Here is a 21203-nt window from a genome sequence, read left to right as displayed (position 1 = left end):
GCTTTTACTCACGCGGCAAGTTGCGTACGTTGGCTGGGCGTGGCTGTGCGAGTCCTGTGCGGGCAGTGCGATAAGGAAAAGGGCGGGGGAAGGCTGAATAAGTTGAAAAAACGTTTATTTACACACTCTAAGCCAGCCTTAAGTTCGTATCGGCATTATTTTCTACATTCACCAGACGAGGAAAAATCATGGCACATCATGCATTAGCATCGCAAGAGAGTTACAACCCGAACCACCTGCTGGATATTCTGCTGAGCAAGATGCAGCTGAAGAACGATGCAGCCCTGTCGCGCCTGCTTGAAGTGGCGCCACCGGTCATCAGCAAGATCCGCCACCACCGCTTGCCGGTCGGCGCCTCGCTGCTGATCCGTATGCACGAAGTGACGGGCATGAGCATCCGCGACCTGCGCGACTTGATGGGCGACCGCCGCACCAAGTATCGTCTGTCCGACGCTCAGGGCCGTCCCAAAGCGGAAGACCGCGGCGATGCGCAAGAATCGAATTACGCGCACTGATGTGGCGGTTGCGCGCTGACTGTGCCGCTTGCGTAGCTGCTGGCGGCAACAGGCTGGCGTGGACCGGGCAGCATGGACCGGGTAACATCGATGTATCGCAGTACCCATAACGGCTTTCGCTTCGCAGCGAGAGCCGTTTGCATTTGCGGCCATGTGAGGATCTTGATTAGCTCAGCAGTGCCGAGGTGATTTCGTCGTAGCGCAGTTCCGTTTCGCGGAACAGCTGCAGATACGCGTCTTCACTCAGGCCCAGCGCATCCCAGGCCACCGGCGAGACGCGCGGCACCATGTCGTCGCCCGCCTGCGCCAGGTCGAGCGCGCAAACAATCGCATTGGCCACATGGATCAGCGACGCGAGAAAGCCTGCCCCCGGCGTTTCCGGCTGCAGGTAGTTGCCCAGCGCCAGGCGCATGGTGTCGGAAAAATTCCAGTGTTCGGCCAGGGCCACGGCCGCCTGCACGTGGTCCACGCCCAGCACGGTTTGCTCCGCTTCCAGCAGGCTGCAATCGTGCGCGGCCTGGTAAGCGATGACTTGCGCGTAGTGCGCGGGAAAGCTGCTGACCAGCACCAGCCGTCCGATGTTGTGCAGCAAGCCGGCCGTGAAGGCGTAATCCTGGTTGAAGCGGATCTGCCGCGCCAGTACCTTGGCGCAGGCGGCCGTCGCCACCGAGTGGCGCCAGAAGGCCTTGTCGTCGAAACCGGGGCAGCGGCCTTCCGGGAAGCAGCCCGTGATGGCGGCCGAGGTGATCAGGCTGCGCGTGGTCTGGAAGCCCAGGTAGGTGATCGCCTGCTGGATGGTGGTGGCCTTCACTTGCAGGCCATAGTGCGATGAGTTGGCCAGGCGCAGGGTTTTTGCCGTCAGCGCCTGGTCATACGACACTTTTTTGGCCAGCACGGAAATATCGACGTCCTCCTGGTCTATGCTGTTGAGCAATTCCATGACGACGGCGGGCAGCGAAGGCAGGTCATCGAGGTGGGCGACGATATCGTCGAGCGTCAGCTGGGTGCTCATGCGGCCTCTCCCGTGCCCAGGCGGTAAGCCGTGACATAGTTGCGCAGCAAGGTGGTGGCCGCATCGAGAGGATCGTCCGGGTCATGCTTGCGGAACAGGTAGGCCAGCCGTTCGCTGTCGGCCGCTTGCTGCGCGGCGATTTCTTCCGGCGACGGGGGCGGCGCCTGGATCGGCAGCATGTCGATGTTGTGGCGGGGCATCAGGGCCAGCATGTTTTCCGTCAAAACCGCGCCTTGCGGCAGCAGCACTTGTCCATGCGCATCGAGCAAGACATCCGACAAGATCATGCCGGGACGAACTTGTTCCAGGGGTAGATGTTGATGCGTGACCGCCATGACGACTCCTTAGATGATTGCGGGATATTACCATTGCCATGACGCAATGTCTCAACCTGCATCAAAGTCTCTATCGAAACTGGGAATGCTGTAAATCTTGCCAATAAGCATGTCATACCGTACATTTGAATCAGGCCCTTGCATTGCTGACGTATCTGCGCCCGCGCCGCGGGCTGGCGGCTGGCCTGGCCCGGGGAGTGTTGATAGATGGTGAGTATCCAAGTCCGGCTGACCCTGCTTTTTGTCGTGATCGTCACCTTGGTGCTGGGCATTTCCGGCAGCTATACCCAATATACCTTGAGCAAGGAACTCGAATCGGGCAGCGCGCGCCTGCGCAGCGGCGTGCTCACGCGCTTGCAGACCAGCTTGCCGTCCGCCCTGTGGGACCTCGATAAATCCAAGGTCGACAGCATCGTGGCGGCCGAAATGCTGCCGCCGGAACTGGTCGGCATCCGCGTCTATGACGCCTCGGTCGGTTTGTTCGCCGGCGAAGTGCGCGACGCGGCCGGCACCCTGGTGCCGCTGGAGGCGGACGTGGCCATGGGCGGCACGCCCGTCGAGGCGCCGCTCGTGTTCCGCGACGCCGTGGCGGCGGCCACGGGCGGCAAGCCGGTGATCGTCGGCAAGGTCATCGTCAATTTCAGCCGCGCGCAGATCGATGCGGCCTTGCGCAGCGAAGTGCGGCGCAAGGTACTGGAAGTGTTGCTGCTTGACATCATCCTCGTGGGCGCCCTGGCGCTGAGCCTGCGCATCGTCTTCGGGCCACTGAAACAGTTGCGCGACGGTTTGTTCGACCTGGCCACGCGCGGCAGCGACGAGGTCGAAGAGCTGCCGGAAAACCGGCGCGACGAACTGGGCGACGTGATCCGCGGCTTCAATGCCGTGCAGCGCAAGCTCAAGTCCATCATCGAGGGCAGCCGCGAGGCGGAAGACATGGCGCGCCGCTCGCAGCAGGCAACGGCGCAGGCCATGGACGAGCTGCGCCGCGCGCAGGAATCGTTGCTGCAGTCGGAACGCCTGGCCTCGCTGGGCAGCCTGGTGGCGGGCGTGGCGCATGAAATCAACACCCCGGTCGGCATCGCGCTGACCAGCGCCTCGGTGCTGAAGGAGGCCACCGATGCCATCAGCACGGCGGTGGCAGGCGGCAGCGTGAAGAAGACCGACATCGTGCGCTACCTGGAAACGGCCGGCGAAAGCGCGCGGCTGATCATGAACAATGCCTACCGCGCCGCGCATCTGATCCACAGCTTCAAGCAGATCGCCGTCGACCAGGTCAGCGAGGCGCGCCGTTTGTTCGAATTGCGCGACTATATCGGCGAGGTGATCTCGAGCCTGCAGCCGACCCTGAAAAAGACGCGCATCAGCATCGATATCGATTGCCCGCCCGACATCATGCTCGACAGCTATCCGGGCGCGCTGGCGCAGGTGCTGACCAACCTCGTGTTGAACTGCGTCGAGCACGCCTTCGATGCGGACACGGCCGGCAATATCCATATCGGCGTGCGCCGCGACGGCGACGCTATCGCCATGCAGGTGCGCGACAACGGCCGCGGCATCGCGCCCGACATGCTCGACCGCGTGTTCGATCCGTTTGTCACCACGCGGCGCGGGCAGGGCGGCACGGGACTGGGCTTGAATATCGTGTTCAACTTGATTGCCAAGCAGTTTGGCGGCACCATCACGGTCAGCAGCACCTTGGGGCAGGGCGCGACGTTCCTGCTACGCCTGCCCACGGTGACGCCGTTGCCGGAAAGTACCAGCAGCCAGGCATAGTCAAGGAGATGACATGGCACAGATAGAAAACAGTCAGCAAGTGGCGTTTTTGCGCGGGATCAATGTGGGCCGCGCCAAGCGCGTAGCCATGGCCGACCTGCGCAAGCTGCTGAGCGACCTCGGTTTTGCGCAGGTGCGTACGGTACTCAACAGCGGCAATGTCGTGTATGACGGGGGCGCGGTGGCGCCGGCCGAGGCCGCTTCCCGCATCGAAGAAGCGCTGGTGCTGAAACTGGGCGTGGCGGCCAGGGTGACGGTGCTGTCGGCCAGCCAGTTTGCCGAACTGGTCGAACAAAACACCCTGGCGCCGGCGGCCGATGCGGCACGCCTGCTGACCTTGGTGCTGAACAATCCAGCCGACGTGCAGCGTCTGACGCCGCTCCTGCAGCAGTCGTGGCAGCCGGAAGCGCTGGCGCTGGGCCGGTGGGCCGCGTATGCCTGGTGTCCCGATGGCGTGCTGGCCAGCAAGGTGGTGGCGGCACTGGGCGTGCTGCTGGGCGACGGCGTCACCTCGCGCAACTGGGCCACCATGCAAAAATTATATGTGCTGCTGAACGGAGCGGATGCGGCCAGCATATCCTCATTTGCCAAGGAGCACTGATGTCCTCCATGGAAACGCCATGAACTGGGATATCGTCAAGGGCGTCTTGATCGTGCTCGTCGCCATCAGCGTGGTGGTGACGGCCTTCGTGCTCATGTCCGCCTCGGGCCCGGACAAGGCGGGCTGCATCGCGCGAGCCCTGAAGTCGGGCATTCCGGTGGGCAATATCGAACGGGTCTGCCGCTTGCTGGACAAATGATGGCGACACAAAAAAAACATTCCGCACGAGGCGGAATGTTTTGCAGCAGCGCACTTGCCAGCGCAGGCGCCGTCAGTTGTCGAATTTTTCCTGTTTTTCGCCGTGCAGGCTCAAGGCCAGCAGGCCCAATCCCACCAGCAGCATCGAGTACATGCTCGCTTCCGGCACGGCGGCCGGTATGCTGGTTTGCTGTGCGGTCGCGGCCGTCATGGGCCTGGGCGGCGCCAGGGCCGCATGGCGCACGCCACTGGTGCTCCAGTGCGGTGCCACCGTCGCGGTGCTGCTGGCCAGCAGGCGGGCATACGGCAAGTCCGGCGTTTCCCAGCCAGGATTGTTATTCAAGCTGATGCTTTCATCGATCGTCACGCGTTCGCCGGCTTCCTGCAGCTTGCCGGCCGTCGTGTCGCTGACTGCCGCCATGCTCCCCGTGCTGGCCGACAGCGCCAGCAAGGCCACGCATAGCGGCTGATAGATTCCCATCGTGCTCTCCCTGTTGTTCACCGCGCGGCGCAGCCGAAACCGGCTAGCGCATGGACGGACAATTCGCCTGTACGGGGGCGTATCATGGTTTTTCTGCTGACCTCACATTACAACATGGATCGTGACAATTTTGATACGTTTATTTCCTGTTTATTACGAATATTTGTCATTTTGATAGCGTAAACATGATCGTTGCCGCACACTTTGCATGAGTACGCTATCGCCGCAAAACACTGTTGTTTTTTTGTGCGAATCGCCAGCAGGAAAACAATATATTGATTAGTATATTGTTTATCGCACGCTATTCAATATGACCGCCTGTGGGAGGGCACGATGGAGACAGTCGCAACACAACACGCCGAATACACGCTCGACGCCATGCGTGGCTCGGCCTACAAGGCCAGCTCGCTGCTCAAGGCCATGGGCAATGCCGACCGTTTGATGCTGCTGTGCCAGCTATCGCAGGGCGAGCATTGCGTCAGCGACCTCGAGCAAAAAGTGGGCATCGGCCAGCCGACCCTGTCGCAGCAGCTGGGCGTGCTGCGCGAAGAGATGCTGGTGGCCACGCGGCGCGACGGCAAGCAGATCTACTACCGCGTCGCCAGCGCGCCCGTGCTGGCCGTGCTGCAAGTGCTGTACGCGCAATTTTGCGCGCCGCGCCCCACGTTCAACGACGAAGCGGACTGATCCTGCCATGACTATCGACTGGCAGCACTTTACGCCATGGGCCTCGCTGGCTGGCGGCATGCTGATCGGTCTGGCTGCGGCCCTGCTGATCCTGTTCAATGGCCGCATCGCCGGCATCAGCGGCATCCTCGGCGGCTTGCTGCGCCCGCGCAGTGGCGACCTGGGCTGGCGTGTCGCCTTTCTTGCCGGCCTGGTCGGCACGCCCCTGCTGTACCGGTTGTGGCAAGCCTTGCCGCCCGTGCAGATCGATGCGGGCACGCCCGCCCTGATCGTGGCGGGCCTGCTGGTGGGCGTGGGCGTGCGCTACGGCGCCGGCTGCACCAGCGGCCACGGCGTGTGCGGCCTGTCGCGCCTGTCCCCGCGTTCGCTGGCGGCCACCATCGCCTTCATGGCGGCCGGTTTCCTCACCGTCTATCTGTTGCGTCACCTATGAGCAAGCTGATCCTTTCCCTGTTGAGCGGCCTCGTCTTTGGCCTGGGCCTGATCGTTTCCGGCATGAGCAACCCGGCCAAGGTGCTCGGTTTCCTCGACCTGGCCGGCGCCTGGGATCCGTCGCTGGCGCTGGTGATGGGCGGCGCCATCGGCGTGGCCCTGCCGGCCTTCTGGCTGGCGCGCCGGCGTACCAGCTCGCTCCTGGGCGAGCCCATGCAATTGCCCGCATCGCGGCGCATCGACCGGCGCTTGCTGCTGGGCAGCCTGGCCTTTGGCGCGGGCTGGGGCATCGCCGGTTTCTGTCCCGGCCCCGCCCTCGTGTCCCTGCTGGCGGGCCAGCCGAAAGCGTGGCTGTTTGCCGGCGCCATGCTGGCCGGCATGTCCGTGTTTGAAGTGCTGGAGCGCCGCAAGGCACCCGCGCCGGCCTGAGACGGTACAATCTGGCGCATCGCCACTTTGGATACTGCTGACATGAACACCGTGATTTTCCGCGCCTGCGCGCGCGCCGCCCTGCTGTGCAGCGTGCTGGCGCTGGCCGCCTGCGGCGGCTTGCTGAAGAAGGGAGCACCGCTCCCTCCCGCGCCCGTAGGCGACGCCTTGCCCAATCCGCAAGTGCTGCTGCTCGGCGAAGTCCATGACAATGCGCAAGGCCACCGCCTGCGCGTGGCGGAATTGCAGCGCCGCCTGGCCGCCGGCTGGCGTCCCGTGATCGTCATGGAGCAGTTCGACCGCGAAAACCAGGCCCTGCTGACGCGCGCCGCGCGCGATTGCGCCGACCCCGACTGCATCATCCGCGTGATGGAACAGCCGCGCTGGGACTGGAGCTTGTACCGGCCCGTGCTGGACCTCGTCATCAGCTACCAGCTGACCCTGGTCGCCGGCAACCTGTCGCCGGCCGATGCCTCGCGCATCGTGCGCGACGGCATCCAGTGGGCCATGCCGCCCGCCATGGTGGCCACGTATCTGGCCGGGCCCGTGCCGGCCGATATTCTGGAAGGGCAAAAGAAGGAAGCCCAGGCGGCCCGCTGCAATATGCTGCCCGACATGATGATCAACGGTGTCGTCAACGCCCAGGTGGCGCGCGATATCTGGATGGCCAAGCTGATCCGCGACCAGGCGCCGCGCGACGTGGTGCTGATCGCCGGCAATGCGCATGTGCGCAAGGATATCGGCGTGCCCCGCTGGCTGAAGCTGGCCGACCCGCAATTGAACATGCGCAGCATCGGCTACCTGGAACAGGGCGTCGCCGGCTACCAGGGCACGTTCGACCTGACGCAAACGATGCCGGCGCAGCCGCGCCCGGACCTGTGCGCCAAGTTTAAAAAATAATCACTGCTGCACGCGCACCAGGGCGCTGACCCGGCTGGCCGTGTCGAGCAGTTTCGGCAGGCTGTGTTCCAGCAGGTGCGCCACGGACGGCCCCGCCGTCTGGCCGCTGACGTTGATCGCCGCCACCACCTTGCCGGCCCGGTCGAATACGGGCGCGGCCAGGGCGATCAAGCCCTGTTCCAGTTCTTCCTGCACCAGGCACCAGCCCTGGCGCCGCACTTGCGCAATCTCTTCCATCAAGACGTCGATATCGACCTTGGTCGCCGGCGTGATCTTCAGCAGCGCCATTGTCGACAGCCGTTGGCGCAGCACGTCGGGCGCCAGTCCCGACAGCAACACCCGTCCCATCGAGGTGCAGTAGGCGGGCAGGCGGCTGCCAATGCCCAGGTTGATCGACATGGTGCGGTGCGCGGACAGGCGCACCACATACACGATGTCGTCGCCGTCGAGCACGGTAGCCGAGCACGACTGGCGCAAGGTCTGCATCAATTCTTCCAGCAGCGGCTGCGCCTGCGTCCACACGGGCAAGGACGACAGATAGGCATAGCCCAGGTCGAGCACCTTCGGCGTCAGGCGGAACAGCCGTCCATCCGCTTCCACATACCCGAGATGCAGCAAAGTGTGCAGGATGCGCCGCGCGCCCGCGCGCGTCAGCTGCGCCCGCTCCGCCACTTCGCTCAGGGTCTGCTGCGGCGCGTCCGCGCCAAAGCTGCGCAAGACGGCCAGGCCCCGCGCGAACGATTGCACATAGCTGTCGCCGGGACGCGGCGCGCCGTCGGCATCGACGGTGTCGTCGGTGGAAAGAGAAGTGCTGCTGCGTGCGGTCATGGCAATTCCAATGGGGCAAGGTGGCAATTATAGCCATGGCGCCGGCGAAAACGGCAAATTGACAAGCGCCCAGAACAGGCATATTCTCACGAATAAGTTCTAAATACGAATATTTGTTCGCAATACGAACAAATGGTTGATGAGTTTGATTGGGAGGAGACAGGCAATGATCGACAAACTGCGTTCCAGCGTCCTAGACGCGCTGGCCGATATCCACGATGGCGCCACCGTCATGATTGGCGGCTTCGGCGGCGCGGGCCAGCCGGCCGAGCTGATCGACGGTCTGATCGCCCAGGGCGCGCGCGACCTTGTCATCGTCAACAACAATGCGGGCAACGGCGACACAGGCCTGGCCGCCCTGCTGAAAAACGGGCAGGTGCGCAAGATCATCTGTTCGTTCCCGCGCCAGGCCGATTCCCACGTGTTCGACGCGCTGTACCGCGCGGGCAAGCTGGAACTGGAATTGGTGCCGCAGGGCAACCTGGCCGAACGCATCCGCGCCGCCGGCGCCGGCATCGGCGGCTTTTTCACGCCCACGGGCTATGGCACGGACCTGGCCAAGGGCAAGGAAACGCGCGAGATCGACGGCCGCATGTATGTGTTCGAGTCACCGATCCACGCCGACTTCGCGCTGATCAAGGCGGAGCAGGGCGACCGCTGGGGCAACCTGACCTATCGCAAGACGGCGCGCAACTTCGGCCCGATCATGGCCATGGCCGCGAAAGTCAGCATTGCTTCAGTGCACGAGGTGCTTGAGCTGGGCAGCATCGACCCCGAGCACGTCGTCACGCCGGGCCTGTTCGTGCAGCGCCTCGTGCAAGTGCCGCGCACGGCCACCGGCCCCGCCGGCTTCAAAGCTGCAGCTTGAGAAGGAAATAACATGAATAAATGGAATCGAGATCAGATGGCGGCCAGGGTGGCGACCGACATCCATGAGGGCAGTGTCGTGAACCTGGGCATCGGCTTGCCGACCCTGGTGGCGAACCACTTGCCGGCCGGCGCGGAGATCCTCCTGCACAGCGAAAACGGCGTGATCGGCATGGGCCCCGCGCCCGCGCCGGGCGAGGAAGACTATGACCTGATCAACGCGGGCAAGCAGCCCGTCACTCTGCTGGCGGGCGGCAGTTACTTCCACCACGCCGACAGCTTTGCCATGATGCGCGGCGGCCATCTGGACATCTGCGTGCTGGGCGCGTTTCAAGTCTCCGCCACGGGTGATCTGGCCAATTGGCACACGGGCGCGCCCGACGCCATCCCCGCCGTGGGCGGGGCCATGGACCTGGCCATCGGCGCGAAAAAAACCTGGGTCATGATGGAATTGCTGACCAAGACGGGTGAAAGCAAGCTGGTGCAGGTCTGCACCTATCCGCTGACGGGCATAGCCTGCGTCAGCCGCATCTACAGCGACCTGGCCGTGCTCGACCTGGGGCCGGCCGGCGCCACGGTGGTCGAACTGGCCGACGGCTTGAGTTTTGAGCAGCTGCAGGCGTTGACGCCGGTTTCACTGCTGGATGGACGTTAGCAGCCAGCAATGTCGGCTTACGTGCTTGCGCACTAACCCGACCTACATAAATATTTCTTGGAGGAAAAAAATATGACTGCAGCGTTTATCTGCGATGCCCAGCGCACCCCATTCGGCCGCTATGGCGGCGGACTCGCCGGCGTGCGCGCCGACGACCTGGGCGCCGTGCCCATCCGCGCCTTGATGGCGCGCAACCCGCACGTGGACTGGAGCGCCGTCACGGACGTGCTGTACGGTTGCGCCAACCAGGCGGGCGAGGATAACCGCAACGTGGCGCGCATGGCCGCCTTGCTGGCGGGATTGCCCGACAGCGTGCCGGGCGCCACCCTGAACCGCCTGTGCGGCTCGGGCCTGGACGCCATCGGCAGCGCGGCGCGCTTCATCAAGAGCGGCGAAGCGGGCTTGCTGATCGCGGGCGGCGTGGAAAGCATGAGCCGTGCGCCATTCGTCATGGGCAAGGCGGACAGCGCCTTTTCGCGCGGCATGAAAATGGAAGACACCACCATCGGCTGGCGCTTCATCAACCCCTTGATGAAGGCGCGGTACGGCGTCGACTCGATGCCGGAAACGGCGGAAAACGTGGCCAGCGATTTTGGCATCAGCCGTCTTGATCAGGATGCGTTCGCCTTGGCCAGCCAGGTCAAGGCGCTGGCGGCGCAGCAGGCGGGCGTGTTCGACAGTGAAATCTGCCCTGTCAGTATCGCCCAGAAGAAGGGCGATCCCATCATCGTTGCCTGCGACGAGCATCCGCGCGCCACCACCCTCGATACCCTGGCCAAACTGAAACCCGTCGTGCGCGCGGACGGCACGATCACGGCCGGCAACGCGTCCGGCGTCAACGATGGCGCGGCGGCCCTGCTGCTGGCCGATGAGGCGAACGCGGCCCGCTTTGGCCTGACGCCGCGCGCCCGTGTCGTGGCCATGGCGACGGCCGGCGTGGCGCCCCGTATCATGGGCATCGGCCCCGCGCCCGCCACCCTGAAAGTGCTGGCCATGACGGGCTTGACCCTGGCCGACTTCGACGTCATCGAATTGAACGAAGCGTTTGCCGCCCAAGGCCTGGCCGTGCTGCGCCAGCTGGGTGTGCGCGACGACGACCCGCGCGTCAACCCGAACGGCGGCGCCATCGCCCTCGGTCACCCGCTGGGCGCGTCCGGTGCGCGCCTGGCCATGACGGCCGTCAACCAGCTGCACCGCACGGGCGGCCGCTATGCGCTCTGTACCATGTGCATCGGCGTGGGCCAGGGCATCGCGCTGGTGCTGGAACGGGTCTGATCCCGCGCGTCCGAGGGTGAAAAAAAGTTGCCGGCGATACGTATTAACCCGTATGCCGGCCGGCTTTTTGACCCTGATCAAGGGCGTATGATGCAAAACCAGCCCGGGCAACCCGGCTGGCGTTGGCTTTTTCACACGAACAAGAAGATTGATATGACATCCCACGATACTCCGCATGACGTTGCGCAGCTGACTTCCCAGCAGCGCATCAAGGCCATCATTGGCGCTTCCTCCGGTAACCTGGTCGAATGGTTCGACTTCTACATTTACTCGTTCTGCGCGCTGTACTTCTCGCACGCTTTCTTCCCGTCCGGTAACCCGACGACGCAGCTGCTGCAGACGGCCGGCATCTTTGCCGCCGGCTTCCTCATGCGCCCGGTGGGCGGCTGGCTGTTCGGCCGCATCGCCGACAAATACGGCCGCCGCCAGTCGATGATGATTTCCGTGCTGATGATGTGCGGCGGCTCGCTGATGATCGCCGTCATGCCGACCTATGACACCATCGGCGCCTTCGCGCCGTTCCTGCTGCTCGTGGCGCGTCTGTTCCAGGGCCTGTCCGTGGGCGGCGAATACGGCACCAGCGCCACCTACATGAGTGAAGTGTCGGAATCGGGCAAGCGCGGCTTCTTCGCCTCGTTCCAGTACGTGACCCTGATCGGCGGCCAGCTGCTGGCCTTGCTGGTGCTGGTGGTCTTGCAGCAATTGCTGACCCTGGAAGAGCTGCGCGCCTGGGGCTGGCGCATCCCGTTCGTCTTTGGCGCCCTGGCGGCATTGGTGTCGCTGAACCTGCGTAAATCCCTGACGGAAACGACCACCGCCAGCGAGCGCAAGGACAAGGACGCGGGCAGCCTGCGCGGCTTGCTCAAGCACAAGCGCGCCTTCATCACCGTGCTGGGCTTTACGGCCGGCGGCTCGCTCGTGTTCTACACGTTCACCACCTACATGCAGAAATACCTGGTCAACACGGCTGGCATGGATACCAAGACGGCCAGCGCCGTCATGACGTGCGCCTTGCTCGTCTACATGATTTTGCAACCGGTGTTCGGCGCCCTGTCCGACCGCATCGGTCGCCGCACCTCGATGCTGTTCTTCGGCGGGCTGGCCACCCTGTGCGTGCTGCCGATCATGCATGCCTTGAAGGATATTTCCAGTCCTTACGCGGCGTTTGGCCTGATCATCATCGCGCTGGCCATCATCAGTTTCTATACGTCGATCAGCGGCTTGATCAAGGCGGAAATGTTCCCCGTTGAAGTGCGTGCACTGGGCGTGGGCCTGTCGTATGCGGTGGCCAACGCCATGTTCGGCGGTTCGGCCGAATACGTGGCGCTGCAGTTCAAGGCCTGGCACGTGGAAGAATACTTCTATTGGTACGTGACCGTCATGTGCCTGATTTCCTTCATCGTCGCCATCCGCATGCCGGACCCGAGTCGCTCGGGACTGCTGAAGTAAGCTTGCCGTAAAATAGGGGACACTGCGGTGTCCCTTTTTCATCGCCGCCTTTTTATTGTGCCGATCAGGAGTTTTCATGCCGTATGTTATTCCCGCAGCCATCCAGCCCAGCGTGCCCGTCACCGGCAGCGCCGACAGCTTTCCCGTTCACCGCATCTATTGCGTGGGCCGCAACTATGTCGACCATGCCAAGGAAATGGGCCATACGGGCCGCGAGGCGCCGTTTTTCTTCATGAAACCAAACGACGCCGTGCTGCCCGTGCCAGCCGGCACGACGGGCGAGCTGCCGTACCCGGCGCAGACGCAGGATTTCCAGCACGAGATGGAACTGGTGGTGGCCATCGGCAAGGGTGGCAGCGACATCGGCGTGATTGACGCGCTGAGCCACGTGTGGGGTTATGCCGTGGGCCTGGACATGACGCGCCGCGACGTGCAGGGCGCAGCGAAAAAACTGGGGCGTCCATGGGACACGGGCAAGGCCTTCGAGCACTCGGCGCCCATCGGCCCCATCACGCCGGCCGCGCAGGCGGGCGATGTCCAGCATGCCGCCATCACCTTGCTCGTCAATGGCGAGCTGCGCCAAAGCAGCAGCATCGACATGCTGATCTGGAACGTGGCTGAAACCATCGCCGACCTGTCGACCTACTTTACCTTGCAGCCCGGCGACCTGATCTACACCGGCACGCCGGCCGGCGTGGCGGCGGTGCAGCGTGGCGACGAGCTGGTGGGCGCCATCGATGGCCTGGAGACCTTGCGCGTCAAAGTGGTTTAAGCCATCAAGGAGAGCGGCATGATGAACGACACGTATTGCGTAGCGCAACCTACGCGCGCCGAGATCGACGCCCTGGCGGGCTCGGCCCTGCTGGAATTCGGCACGGGCTGGTGCGGCCACTGCCGCGCCACCCAGGCGCCGCTGGCCGCCGCGTTTGCGCAGTATCCGGGGGTAGCGCATATTCGCGTGGAAGACGGCCCCGGCCGCGCACTGGGGCGGTCCTTCCGCGTGAAACTGTGGCCGACACTGATCTTCTTGAAAGATGGCCAGGAAGTGGCACGCCTCGTGCGCCCGCTCGACAGTGCCGAGATTGAGCAGACTTTTGCATTGATTGATGCATAGGTCGGCGTAGGTCGGCTTAGCGCAGCGTAAGCCGACACCACCGCACATGCTCCATCACAACTTCTTGCCGCACCGCACCACTGCGCGTATCATAAGCCGCTTACAGCAAGATCAACCGCATCCTTCGTGATGCAGGCGCGATCATCGCCGGCCCGCTCCACCCGGAGGGGCCGCAGGCAAGGATTCACCACAAATGACCGATGCCGCGATGCCGACGCGCGGGTCTGGTACGGAATGCCTGGCGATACGCCGGGCCTGATACACGTCGCCCATCCCCTGACGCCTTTCCTGCCGTGCCCCGGGTAACCGGATGGCGCACGACCGTTGTTTCTCTAAATCAGCACTGATCACGGCGCGTTGGCGCGCGTTGCCGGCAGTTCGCTACGGCAACTAAAACCGTTGTTTTTTGTTTGCAAATTTAATAGCAAATGCGCGGCAAATGCATGCGCGCAAGGCTATGATATGCGAATGACGCGCGAAGTAATCGTCGGGAAATTATTGTAAATTTATGACGAACAGAAGCGGATGTGATGCAAGGCGGCTGTCGCGACGCAGTGCGAGCACTGCGAGCGGCTGCCAACGCAGCAGCGCGCCGCTTATGGAAGTCAGAAATAACAAGAATTTACTGGCGCTTACTTTATACAACGTGCTGTGCTGCTGCCTGAAAAAACATCCAGAGAATGGCCTTTAGACACCCTCCCCAAGGAGCGCAGTAAATGAGCACCCCCCCCAAGAAAAATTCCCCCGGCACGGTGCTGTTCGCCAGCCTGATCGGCACCACCATCGAGTTCTTCGACTTTTATATCTACGCCACCGCTGCCGTGCTGGTGTTTCCGAAACTGTTCTTCCCCGCCGGCGACCCGTCGGCCGCCGTGCTGCAGTCGCTGGCCACGTTCGCCATCGCCTTCTTCGCCCGTCCCATCGGCTCGGCCGTGTTCGGCCACTTCGGCGACCGCATCGGCCGCAAGGCCACCCTCGTGGCCGCCTTGCTGACCATGGGGATCTCCACCGTCATCATCGGCTTGCTGCCGACGTATGCCGCCATCGGCACGCTGGCGCCGCTGCTGCTGGCGCTGTGCCGTTTCGGCCAGGGCCTGGGCCTGGGCGGCGAGTGGGGCGGCGCGGTGCTGCTGGCAACCGAGAATGCGCCACCGGGCAAGCGCGCCTGGTATGGCATGTTCCCGCAGCTGGGCGCGCCGATCGGCTTCTTCCTGTCGGGCGGCATCTTCCTGCTGCTCAGTGAAACCATGACCGATGAGCAATTCTTCAGCTACGGCTGGCGCATCCCCTTCCTCGCCAGCGCGCTGCTGGTCATCGTCGGCCTGTATGTGCGTCTGAAGATCACGGAAACGCCGGACTTCCAGAAAGTCATCGACAAGAACGAAGTCGTCAAACTGCCCGTGGCCACCGTGTTCCGCCAGCATGGCCGCATGCTGTTCCTGGGCACCATCATCGCCCTGGCCACCTTCGTGCTGTTCTACCTGATGACGGTGTTCGCATTGAGCTGGGGTACGACCAAGCTGGGCTTCACGCGCAAGGAATTCCTCGTCGTGCAGCTGTTTGCCGTGCTGTTCTTCGCCCTGACGATTCCATTCTCGGCCGTGCTGGCCGACCGCCGCGGCCGCCGCGCCACCCTGATCTGGGTTTCCGTCGCCATCGCCATCTTCGGCCTGGTGCTGGCGCCCATGTTCGGCTCGGGCGTGACGTGGGAAGTGACCGTCTTCATGGCCGTCGGCCTGGGCTTGATGGGCATGACCTACGGTCCGCTGGGCACCATGCTGTCCGAGCTGTTCCCGCCCGAAGTGCGCTACACGGGCGCCTCGCTGACCTTCAACCTGGCCGGCATCCTCGGTGCCTCGCTGGCGCCGTACATCGCCACCTGGCTGGCCACCAACTACGGTCTGCAATACGTGGGCTATTACCTGTCGCTGGCGGCCGTGCTGACCCTGGGCGCGCTGCTGATGGTGGGCAAACCACGCGCGGGCAAGGAAGCCTGGCAGTAACACCCCGCTGATCCCGGCCCCCCGAAAGCCGCCAGCTGTACGCACAGCTGGCGGCTTTTTTTTGTCGGTAAAACGCCACGCCGCACGCCTGCCGAGATTCTTGTTGACAGTCAAAATCGGCTGGTGGTAAGGTGTGCACACGTGTGCAATGCAGTGCAAGCCTTGAAAAAGCACATCCCGGGACAGTGACACCGCAAGATAGCGGTGCGGTCTGAAGTACCACAACGACAACAAATTTGGAGTGAGACGATGAAGATGCGCAATGTTGTGATTGCTATAAGCCTGGCCCTGCCGATGACGGCCATGGCCGCCGAGGAACGCCTGTCCGTGCTGTGTTCGGCCGACATGGAATGGTGCCAGCTGATGAAGAACCGCTTCGAGGCGGAAAGCAAGATCAAGGTATCGATGATCAGGAAGAGCGCGGGGGAAGCCTACGCGAAGATCCGCGCCGAAGCGTCCAACCCGAAATCGGACATCTGGTGGGGCGGCACGGGCGACCCGCACCTGCAGGCCGCCGCCGAAGGCTACACGGAAGAATACAAGTCGCCCACCCTGCCCAAGCTGCAGCCGTGGGCGCTCAAGCAGGCCGAGACGGCCAAGTACCGCACCGTCGGCATCTACATCGGCATCCTGGGCCTGGCCTACAACGAAAACGTGCTGAAGAAGAAAAACCTGCCGCCGCCGCAATGCTGGAAAGACCTGGTCAAGCCCGCCTACAAGGGCGAGATCGAGATGGCCAACCCGAACTCCTCGGGTGCCGCCTACAATGCGCTGGCCACCGTGGTGCAGCTGTTCGGCGAAGAGGAAGCCTTCGATTTCCTCGCGAAAATGGGCCAGAACGTCAGCAAGTATCCGAACGCGGGCGTGGCGCCGGGCGAGGACGTGGGCCGCGGCGAAGCGGGCGTGGCCATCGGCTTCATGCATGACCTGATGAAACTCACCGTGGCCGGCTTCCCCGTGAAAGTCTTGCCGCCCTGCGAAGGCACGGGCTACGAGATCGGCTCGATGAGCATCGTCAAGGGCGCGAAAAACATGGAGCAGGCAAAGAAATTCTATGAATTCGCCCTGCGTCCCGACGTGCAGAGCGAAGCCGTCAAGGCGCTGGCCTTCCAGATCCCGTCGAACACGGCCGCCACCATTCCCGCCGCCTCGCCGCGCCTGGAAAACATCAAGACCATCAACTACGACTTCGCCAAGTATGGCGCCTCGGACACGCGCAAGCGCTTATTGCAACGCTGGACCACGCAGATTTATTCTGCCGGCAATTAACGCGCGCCAAAACTTACTGCGCGTCGCGATTTGCAGCCTGCGATGCTCACTGTGCTAGCGCACAGCTGCGCGTCTCGGCTACAACTCACTGCCGCTCGCTACAGTTTTGGCAGGCGTTAAACCTATATAAATTGTTCAAAACGTCTGGAAATCAAGGCGCACCGCGCAACAGAATTTCAGACGTTCATAGTTGGATGAAACTCATGAAAAAGATATTTTACGGCTGGCTGCTGGCCGCTTTGGCAGCGTTGTGCCTGTTGCCCTGGCAGCAGCAGGAAGCGGGCTTGTTCGCCGGCGAATGGCTGCGCGACGGCCAGTTCTTCAGTGACCGTGGCGCACCGGCCGTGCTGCAAGTCCTGTCGTTCGGCGCCTGGCCGCTGGGCGTGTTCTTCGCCCTGCTCGCCGCCAGCGCCGCGCTGGTGGCCGCCAATCCCCACCGCAAGACCCTGGGCCTGGGCCAGATCGCCATCGGCGGCGCCGGCCTGCTGTGGCTGGCATGGCTGGGCTGGGGGCCGCTGGCCGCCGGCATCGGCCTCGGTTTCGGCGCGCTGCTGCTGGCCCTGTGCTTGCTGTTCCTGCTCACGTCGGGCGCTGCCGCCTGCGGCGTGTGTCGCGGCGACGCCTTCGTGGCCGGCGCCATCGGCCTCATCATTTGCCTGATTTCCCTGTTCGTGCTGTTCCCCGTCGCGCTGATCCTCGTCAGCGCCGGCCAGCCCATGGACGATGGCGGCACGGGCGCCGCCGCCCTGGCGCGCCGCCTGGCCGACCCCGGCATCTGGAGCCTCAATTGCGTGGCTGGTCCCGGCCGCTGCGGCGTGGCCTGGAACACGCTGGCGCTGGCCCTGCTGACGGGCGTGTCGGCCACCTTCCTCGGTCTCGTGTTCGCCCTGCTGGTGACGCGCACCAATGGCCGCTGGGTACGCCCGATGCGCGCCATCACGATTCTCCCCATCGTCACGCCGCCGTTCGTGCTGGGCCTGGCCCTGATTTTGCTATTCGGCCGCAACGGCGCCATCACGGGCCTCGTCGGCGACCTGTTTGGCATCGAGCAAAGCCGCTGGCTGTACGGCATGACAGGCGTGTGGCTGTCGCAGATGCTGGCCTTTGCGCCGATCGCCTTCATGACATTGATCGGTGTGGTGGAAGGCGTTAGCCCTTCGCTGGAAGAGGCGTCGGGCACCCTGGGCGCGAGCAGCTGGCAGACCTTCGTCAAGGTGTCGCTGCCCTTGATGCGTCCCGGCATCGCCAATGCCTTCCTGCTGTGCTTTATCGAAAGCATGGCCGACTTCGGCAATCCGATGGTGTTGGGCGGCAATTTCCACGTGCTGTCGACGGAAATCTTCTTTTCCGTGGTGGGCGCCTCGAATGACCAAGGCCGCGCGGCCACCCTGGCCATCGTGCTGCTGACCTTTGCCGTGGGCGCCTTCTTCATCCAGAACCTGTGGCTGGGCAAGAAATCGTATGTGACGGTGACGGGCAAGGCCGACCACGGCGGCCACGCCTCGCTCAATCCGCGCCTGAAAACCACCTTGTGGACCATCGCCCTGCCATGGTTCGCCTTCACGGCCCTGATCTACGGCACCGTGGTGGCGGGCGGCTTCGTGAACAACTGGGGCCAGGACAATGCCTTCACCTTGCGCCATTACATCGACGCCTTCGGCATCACGGCGGGCGCTTCCGGCTGGCACTGGACGGGCCAGGCCTGGCCGTCGCTGTTTACTACCTTGACGATTTCTGCCATCGCCGCGCCCTTGACGGCCTTTGTCGGCATCCTGTCGGCCTGGCTGCTGGTGCGCCAGCAATTTGCCCTGAAGAGCGCGTTCGAGTTCGGCACCATGCTCAGCTTTGCCATTCCCGGCACCGTCATCGGCATCAGCTACATCCTGGCGTTCAACTCGGCGCCGATCGAGTTGACGGGCACGGCGACGATCCTGATCCTGTGCTTTGTCTTCCGCAACATGCCGATGGGCTTGCGCACGGGCATCGCCGCCATGCGCCAGCTCGACGGCAGTCTGGACGAGGCATCGATCACCCTGGGCGCCAGCAGCTGGACCACCATGCGCAAGGTCATCCTGCCGCTGCTGCGCCCGGCCATCGCCTCGGCCCTCGTGTATGGCTTCGTGCGTTCGATCACGTCGATCTCGGCCGTCGTCTTCCTCGTCAGCGCCGACTATGACATGGCCACGTCCTACATCATCGGCCTGGTGTCGAACGGCAACTACGGCACGGCGATCGCCTATGCCACGGTGCTCATCGTCATCATCCTGCTGTGCATCCAATTGATCCATTTGCTGGTCGGCAAGCGCCGCCTTCGCCGCGTCAGCGCCGAAAAAACGCTGCCGGCCGCCGTACCCAACCTGGAAAAGAGCTACGCATGAACCACTTTACTACCCAAGCAACAGAGCTTGCCGCGCTGGAATTCGATGGTGTTACCAAGCGCTACGGCAAGGCCCTGGCCGTGAACGATGTGTCGTTCACGATCGCGCCGCGCACCATGGTCACCCTGCTGGGTCCCAGCGGCTGCGGCAAGACGTCCACCCTGCGCCTGATCGCGGGCCTGGAACGCGTCAGTGCCGGGCGCATCCTGCTGGCCGGCGAGGACGTCACCTTGACCTCCGCCGCCGAGCGCGACGTCAGCATGGTGTTTCAGTCGTATGCGCTGTTTCCGCACATGACGGTGCTCGACAACGTGTGCTACGGCTTGACCGTCTCGGGCGAGACCAAGCCGCGCGCCATCGAACGGGCACAGGAAAGCCTGCGCCTCGTGGGTCTGGCCGACTTTGCCGCGCGCTTCCCGAACGAACTGTCGGGCGGCCAGCAGCAGCGCGTGGCCGTGGCCCGTTCGCTGGTGCTGCAGCCCAAGGTGCTGCTGCTGGACGAGCCGCTGTCGAACCTGGACACGAAACTGCGCCGCCGCGTGCGCGACGAGATCCGCGACATCCAGGTCAAGCTGGGCTTGACGGCCGTGTATGTCACGCATGACCAGGAAGAGGCGCTGGCCATTTCCGACCAGATCATCGTCATGAACCGGCAAGTGATCGCGCAAAAGGGCACGCCGCACGAGCTGTTCGAGTCGCCGGCCGACAAGTTCGTCGCCGATTTCATCTGCAACGCGAACATCGTCGATGGCGTGATCGAATCGGTGGCCGACGGCAAGGCCGTCTGCGTCATGGGCAAGCTGCGGCTGCGCCTGCCATGCCGCAGCCAGCGCAGCGGCGAAGCGAGTTTCGCCGTGCGTCCGGAAGCGATCCTGCTGTCGCCCGCGCAGCCCGACAGCGCCATGGTGGTGCGCGTGGCGCGCGCCACCTACCTGGGACGCGAAATGCAATACACGCTCGACACGCCGGTCGGCGAACTGTTTGCCGTCTCGCACGACTTGAGCCAGGTTTTCACGCAAGGCACATCGGTCGCCATGACCGTACACGAACATGGCGCAGCCATCATTGGAGGACAAGCATGACAGATATGACACAGGCTGCGGTACTGGCCGACGCGGCGACCCTGGAACGCTATGCCTACGCCCGGCACATCATCGGCCAGGCGGGCGAGATTGCGCTGGGCATGTTCCAGCGCCGCACGGAACTGGTGATCGAGGAAAAGGGCTTGCAGGACATGGTCAGCATCGCCGACCGCATGGTGGAGGATTTCCTGCGCGCGCAGATCGCCGAGCGCTTCCCGGACGACGCCGTGGTGGGCGAGGAGCGGGGCGGCGGCGCGTCCGACGCGCGCTGCGTGTGGGTCATCGATCCCATCGACGGCACGGCCTGTTTCGTCAACGGCATGCTGGCCTGGTGCGTGTCGATCGGCGTGCTGGTCGACGGCCAGCCCGCCATCGGCGCCGTGTACGACCCGAATGCGGACGAGCTGTTCCACGCCTGCCTGGGGCAGGGCGCGCATGTGACGGCGAAGGCCGGCGAAACGCGGCTGCGCATCAACGACGTGGCCAGCCTGCAGGGCGGCGTGCTGGGCGTGGGCTTTTCGCACCGCGTGGGCACCGATACCTTTCTACCGTTTCTGCTCGACGTGCTGGAAGAGGGCGGCATGTTCATCCGCAACGGTTCCGGCGCGCTGATGATCGCCTACGTGGCGGCCGGGCGCCTGATCGGCTATTTCGAGCCGCACATCAATTCCTGGGATTGCCTGGCGGGCATCGTGCTCGTCAACGAGGCGGGCGGACGCTGCAATGATTTCCTGGCCGATAACGGCCTGGAAAAGGGCAACCCCATCCTGGTGGGCGGCCCCCGCCTGTATCCGCAACTGGCGGCGCTGGCCTTGCCGCGCTGTACCTGAACACATTGACTGGAAAGGGAGGGCAGGCGTCCGGCGAGGGACGCATGTAGTGGCAACACGCTGTTGAGCATCATGAGTAATCCACCACCA

General features: G+C 63.8%; 23 protein-coding genes. 19 read left to right on the top strand and 4 right to left on the bottom strand.

All coding sequences use genetic code 11. The annotated features are described in order from the left end of the window. Positions 1 to 188 precede the first annotated feature (188 nt). Positions 189 to 515 carry a hypothetical protein gene (locus ACQ4W4_RS05750; RefSeq protein ID WP_034746769.1) on the top strand — a complete coding sequence of 109 codons (327 nt, stop codon included), beginning with the start codon at positions 189 to 191 and terminating at the stop codon, positions 513 to 515. Between the two features lie 166 nt (positions 516 to 681). Here ACQ4W4_RS05750 and ACQ4W4_RS05745 read toward each other — a convergent pair whose 3' ends face one another. Together ACQ4W4_RS05745 and ACQ4W4_RS05740 are read right to left on the bottom strand one after the other, a co-directional pair. Further along, positions 682 to 1527, bottom strand: coding sequence for an HDOD domain-containing protein (locus ACQ4W4_RS05745; protein WP_436541162.1), 846 nt, complete (start codon positions 1525 to 1527; stop codon positions 682 to 684). Next, on the bottom strand, positions 1524 to 1862 hold the full coding sequence (locus ACQ4W4_RS05740; protein ID WP_070221004.1) for a hypothetical protein: 339 nt from the start codon (positions 1860 to 1862) through the stop codon (positions 1524 to 1526). The genes ACQ4W4_RS05745 and ACQ4W4_RS05740 overlap by 4 nt, the downstream gene beginning before the upstream one ends. Positions 1863 to 2069: 207 nt before the next feature. On the opposite strand from ACQ4W4_RS05740, the gene ACQ4W4_RS05735 reads away from it, so the two are divergent. The 3 genes from ACQ4W4_RS05735 to ACQ4W4_RS05725 are packed head-to-tail and all read left to right on the top strand — an operon-like array spanning position 2070 to position 4435. Then, a complete protein-coding gene (locus tag ACQ4W4_RS05735; RefSeq protein ID WP_436541161.1) occupies positions 2070 to 3635 on the top strand; it encodes a sensor histidine kinase in 1566 nt (521 codons plus the stop codon). Positions 3636 to 3648: 13 nt separating this feature from the next. Next, entirely contained in the window at positions 3649 to 4236 is a 588-nt protein-coding gene (locus ACQ4W4_RS05730) for a DUF1697 domain-containing protein (RefSeq protein WP_436541160.1), read from the top strand. 19 nt (positions 4237 to 4255) lie between these two features. Continuing rightward, on the top strand, positions 4256 to 4435 hold the full coding sequence (locus ACQ4W4_RS05725; protein WP_436541159.1) for a hypothetical protein: 180 nt from the start codon (positions 4256 to 4258) through the stop codon (positions 4433 to 4435). A 72-nt stretch (positions 4436 to 4507) separates the two neighbouring features. Here ACQ4W4_RS05725 and ACQ4W4_RS05720 read toward each other — a convergent pair whose 3' ends face one another. Beyond that, the gene (locus ACQ4W4_RS05720; protein WP_436541158.1) at positions 4508 to 4915 is read right to left on the bottom strand and encodes a PEP-CTERM sorting domain-containing protein; all 408 of its coding nucleotides are present in this window, start codon (positions 4913 to 4915) and stop codon (positions 4508 to 4510) included. 333 nt (positions 4916 to 5248) lie between these two features. Here ACQ4W4_RS05720 and ACQ4W4_RS05715 point away from each other — a divergent pair, with 333 nt between their 5' ends. The 4 genes from ACQ4W4_RS05715 to ACQ4W4_RS05700 are packed head-to-tail and all read left to right on the top strand — an operon-like array spanning position 5249 to position 7363. Then, complete coding sequence (locus tag ACQ4W4_RS05715) at positions 5249 to 5602, top strand: ArsR/SmtB family transcription factor (protein ID WP_436541157.1); 354 nt, start codon at positions 5249 to 5251, stop codon at positions 5600 to 5602. A gap of 7 nt (positions 5603 to 5609) precedes the next feature. Further along, complete coding sequence (locus ACQ4W4_RS05710) at positions 5610 to 6035, top strand: YeeE/YedE family protein (RefSeq protein ID WP_436541156.1); 426 nt, start codon at positions 5610 to 5612, stop codon at positions 6033 to 6035. Further along, entirely contained in the window at positions 6032 to 6463 is a 432-nt protein-coding gene (locus ACQ4W4_RS05705; protein WP_436541155.1) for a DUF6691 family protein, read from the top strand. Before ACQ4W4_RS05710 ends, ACQ4W4_RS05705 begins: the two co-directional genes overlap by 4 nt. A 42-nt stretch (positions 6464 to 6505) precedes the next feature. Then, entirely contained in the window at positions 6506 to 7363 is an 858-nt protein-coding gene (locus tag ACQ4W4_RS05700; RefSeq protein ID WP_436541154.1) for a ChaN family lipoprotein, read from the top strand. On the opposite strand, the gene ACQ4W4_RS05695 is transcribed toward ACQ4W4_RS05700, so the two are convergent. Continuing rightward, positions 7364 to 8191 (bottom strand): IclR family transcriptional regulator domain-containing protein, encoded by an 828-nt coding sequence (locus ACQ4W4_RS05695; protein WP_436541153.1) that lies wholly within the window; start codon positions 8189 to 8191, stop codon positions 7364 to 7366. Positions 8192 to 8357: 166 nt separating this feature from the next. On the opposite strand from ACQ4W4_RS05695, the gene ACQ4W4_RS05690 reads away from it, so the two are divergent. The 11 genes from ACQ4W4_RS05690 (at position 8358) to ACQ4W4_RS05640 (ending at position 21113) form a co-directional block, all read left to right on the top strand. Further along, positions 8358 to 9059 carry a 3-oxoacid CoA-transferase subunit A gene (locus ACQ4W4_RS05690; protein ID WP_436541152.1) on the top strand — a complete coding sequence of 234 codons (702 nt, stop codon included), beginning with the start codon at positions 8358 to 8360 and terminating at the stop codon, positions 9057 to 9059. A gap of 12 nt (positions 9060 to 9071) precedes the next feature. Continuing rightward, the gene (locus tag ACQ4W4_RS05685) at positions 9072 to 9713 is read left to right on the top strand and encodes a 3-oxoacid CoA-transferase subunit B (protein ID WP_436541151.1); all 642 of its coding nucleotides are present in this window, start codon (positions 9072 to 9074) and stop codon (positions 9711 to 9713) included. A 72-nt stretch (positions 9714 to 9785) separates the two neighbouring features. Continuing rightward, positions 9786 to 10988 (top strand): 3-oxoadipyl-CoA thiolase, encoded by a 1203-nt coding sequence (pcaF, locus tag ACQ4W4_RS05680; protein ID WP_436541150.1) that lies wholly within the window; start codon positions 9786 to 9788, stop codon positions 10986 to 10988. Between the two features lie 153 nt (positions 10989 to 11141). Beyond that, positions 11142 to 12437, top strand: coding sequence for an MFS family transporter (locus ACQ4W4_RS05675; protein WP_058048361.1), 1296 nt, complete (start codon positions 11142 to 11144; stop codon positions 12435 to 12437). A 76-nt stretch (positions 12438 to 12513) separates the two neighbouring features. Further along, the gene (locus tag ACQ4W4_RS05670) at positions 12514 to 13209 is read left to right on the top strand and encodes a fumarylacetoacetate hydrolase family protein (RefSeq protein WP_436541149.1); all 696 of its coding nucleotides are present in this window, start codon (positions 12514 to 12516) and stop codon (positions 13207 to 13209) included. A gap of 21 nt (positions 13210 to 13230) precedes the next feature. Beyond that, on the top strand, positions 13231 to 13551 hold the full coding sequence (locus ACQ4W4_RS05665; protein WP_436541538.1) for a thioredoxin family protein: 321 nt from the start codon (positions 13231 to 13233) through the stop codon (positions 13549 to 13551). A 716-nt stretch (positions 13552 to 14267) separates the two neighbouring features. Then, entirely contained in the window at positions 14268 to 15554 is a 1287-nt protein-coding gene (locus ACQ4W4_RS05660) for an MFS transporter (RefSeq protein ID WP_070290424.1), read from the top strand. A gap of 267 nt (positions 15555 to 15821) precedes the next feature. Next, on the top strand, positions 15822 to 16823 hold the full coding sequence (locus ACQ4W4_RS05655; protein WP_436541148.1) for an ABC transporter substrate-binding protein: 1002 nt from the start codon (positions 15822 to 15824) through the stop codon (positions 16821 to 16823). A 203-nt stretch (positions 16824 to 17026) separates the two neighbouring features. Beyond that, positions 17027 to 19201, top strand: a complete 2175-nt coding sequence (locus tag ACQ4W4_RS05650) for an ABC transporter permease (protein ID WP_436541147.1) — start codon at positions 17027 to 17029, stop codon at positions 19199 to 19201. Continuing rightward, a complete protein-coding gene (locus ACQ4W4_RS05645; RefSeq protein WP_099410804.1) occupies positions 19198 to 20283 on the top strand; it encodes an ABC transporter ATP-binding protein in 1086 nt (361 codons plus the stop codon). The genes ACQ4W4_RS05650 and ACQ4W4_RS05645 overlap by 4 nt, the downstream gene beginning before the upstream one ends. Further along, positions 20280 to 21113, top strand: a complete 834-nt coding sequence (locus ACQ4W4_RS05640) for an inositol monophosphatase family protein (RefSeq protein WP_326459631.1) — start codon at positions 20280 to 20282, stop codon at positions 21111 to 21113. Before ACQ4W4_RS05645 ends, ACQ4W4_RS05640 begins: the two co-directional genes overlap by 4 nt. Positions 21114 to 21203: the final 90 nt, after the last annotated feature.

This window comes from Janthinobacterium glycogeni (genome assembly GCF_051380725.1).
Taxonomy (GTDB): domain Bacteria; phylum Pseudomonadota; class Gammaproteobacteria; order Burkholderiales; family Burkholderiaceae_D; genus Janthinobacterium.
Note: the sequence above shows the minus strand (reverse complement) of the source record. Positions and strands in the feature narration are given on the sequence as shown.

Excerpts from the sequence above, each read along its gene's own strand:
- ACQ4W4_RS05725 (WP_436541159.1), top strand. The coding sequence starts at position 4,256 with ATGAACTGGGATATCGTCAAGGGCGTCTTGATCGTGCTCGTCGCCATC.
- pcaF (WP_436541150.1), top strand. The coding sequence starts at position 9,786 with ATGACTGCAGCGTTTATCTGCGATGCCCAGCGCACCCCATTCGGCCGC.
- ACQ4W4_RS05705 (WP_436541155.1), top strand. The coding sequence starts at position 6,032 with ATGAGCAAGCTGATCCTTTCCCTGTTGAGCGGCCTCGTCTTTGGCCTG.
- ACQ4W4_RS05720 (WP_436541158.1), bottom strand. The coding sequence starts at position 4,915 with ATGGGAATCTATCAGCCGCTATGCGTGGCCTTGCTGGCGCTGTCGGCC.
- ACQ4W4_RS05740 (WP_070221004.1), bottom strand. The coding sequence starts at position 1,862 with ATGGCGGTCACGCATCAACATCTACCCCTGGAACAAGTTCGTCCCGGC.
- ACQ4W4_RS05710 (WP_436541156.1), top strand. The coding sequence starts at position 5,610 with ATGACTATCGACTGGCAGCACTTTACGCCATGGGCCTCGCTGGCTGGC.
- ACQ4W4_RS05750 (WP_034746769.1), top strand. The coding sequence starts at position 189 with ATGGCACATCATGCATTAGCATCGCAAGAGAGTTACAACCCGAACCAC.
- ACQ4W4_RS05650 (WP_436541147.1), top strand. The coding sequence starts at position 17,027 with ATGAAAAAGATATTTTACGGCTGGCTGCTGGCCGCTTTGGCAGCGTTG.
- ACQ4W4_RS05665 (WP_436541538.1), top strand. The coding sequence starts at position 13,231 with ATGAACGACACGTATTGCGTAGCGCAACCTACGCGCGCCGAGATCGAC.
- ACQ4W4_RS05645 (WP_099410804.1), top strand. The coding sequence starts at position 19,198 with ATGAACCACTTTACTACCCAAGCAACAGAGCTTGCCGCGCTGGAATTC.
- ACQ4W4_RS05745 (WP_436541162.1), bottom strand. The coding sequence starts at position 1,527 with ATGAGCACCCAGCTGACGCTCGACGATATCGTCGCCCACCTCGATGAC.
- ACQ4W4_RS05690 (WP_436541152.1), top strand. The coding sequence starts at position 8,358 with ATGATCGACAAACTGCGTTCCAGCGTCCTAGACGCGCTGGCCGATATC.
- ACQ4W4_RS05670 (WP_436541149.1), top strand. The coding sequence starts at position 12,514 with ATGCCGTATGTTATTCCCGCAGCCATCCAGCCCAGCGTGCCCGTCACC.
- ACQ4W4_RS05685 (WP_436541151.1), top strand. The coding sequence starts at position 9,072 with ATGAATAAATGGAATCGAGATCAGATGGCGGCCAGGGTGGCGACCGAC.
- ACQ4W4_RS05735 (WP_436541161.1), top strand. The coding sequence starts at position 2,070 with ATGGTGAGTATCCAAGTCCGGCTGACCCTGCTTTTTGTCGTGATCGTC.
- ACQ4W4_RS05695 (WP_436541153.1), bottom strand. The coding sequence starts at position 8,191 with ATGACCGCACGCAGCAGCACTTCTCTTTCCACCGACGACACCGTCGAT.
- ACQ4W4_RS05715 (WP_436541157.1), top strand. The coding sequence starts at position 5,249 with ATGGAGACAGTCGCAACACAACACGCCGAATACACGCTCGACGCCATG.
- ACQ4W4_RS05675 (WP_058048361.1), top strand. The coding sequence starts at position 11,142 with ATGACATCCCACGATACTCCGCATGACGTTGCGCAGCTGACTTCCCAG.
- ACQ4W4_RS05700 (WP_436541154.1), top strand. The coding sequence starts at position 6,506 with ATGAACACCGTGATTTTCCGCGCCTGCGCGCGCGCCGCCCTGCTGTGC.
- ACQ4W4_RS05660 (WP_070290424.1), top strand. The coding sequence starts at position 14,268 with ATGAGCACCCCCCCCAAGAAAAATTCCCCCGGCACGGTGCTGTTCGCC.
- ACQ4W4_RS05640 (WP_326459631.1), top strand. The coding sequence starts at position 20,280 with ATGACAGATATGACACAGGCTGCGGTACTGGCCGACGCGGCGACCCTG.
- ACQ4W4_RS05730 (WP_436541160.1), top strand. The coding sequence starts at position 3,649 with ATGGCACAGATAGAAAACAGTCAGCAAGTGGCGTTTTTGCGCGGGATC.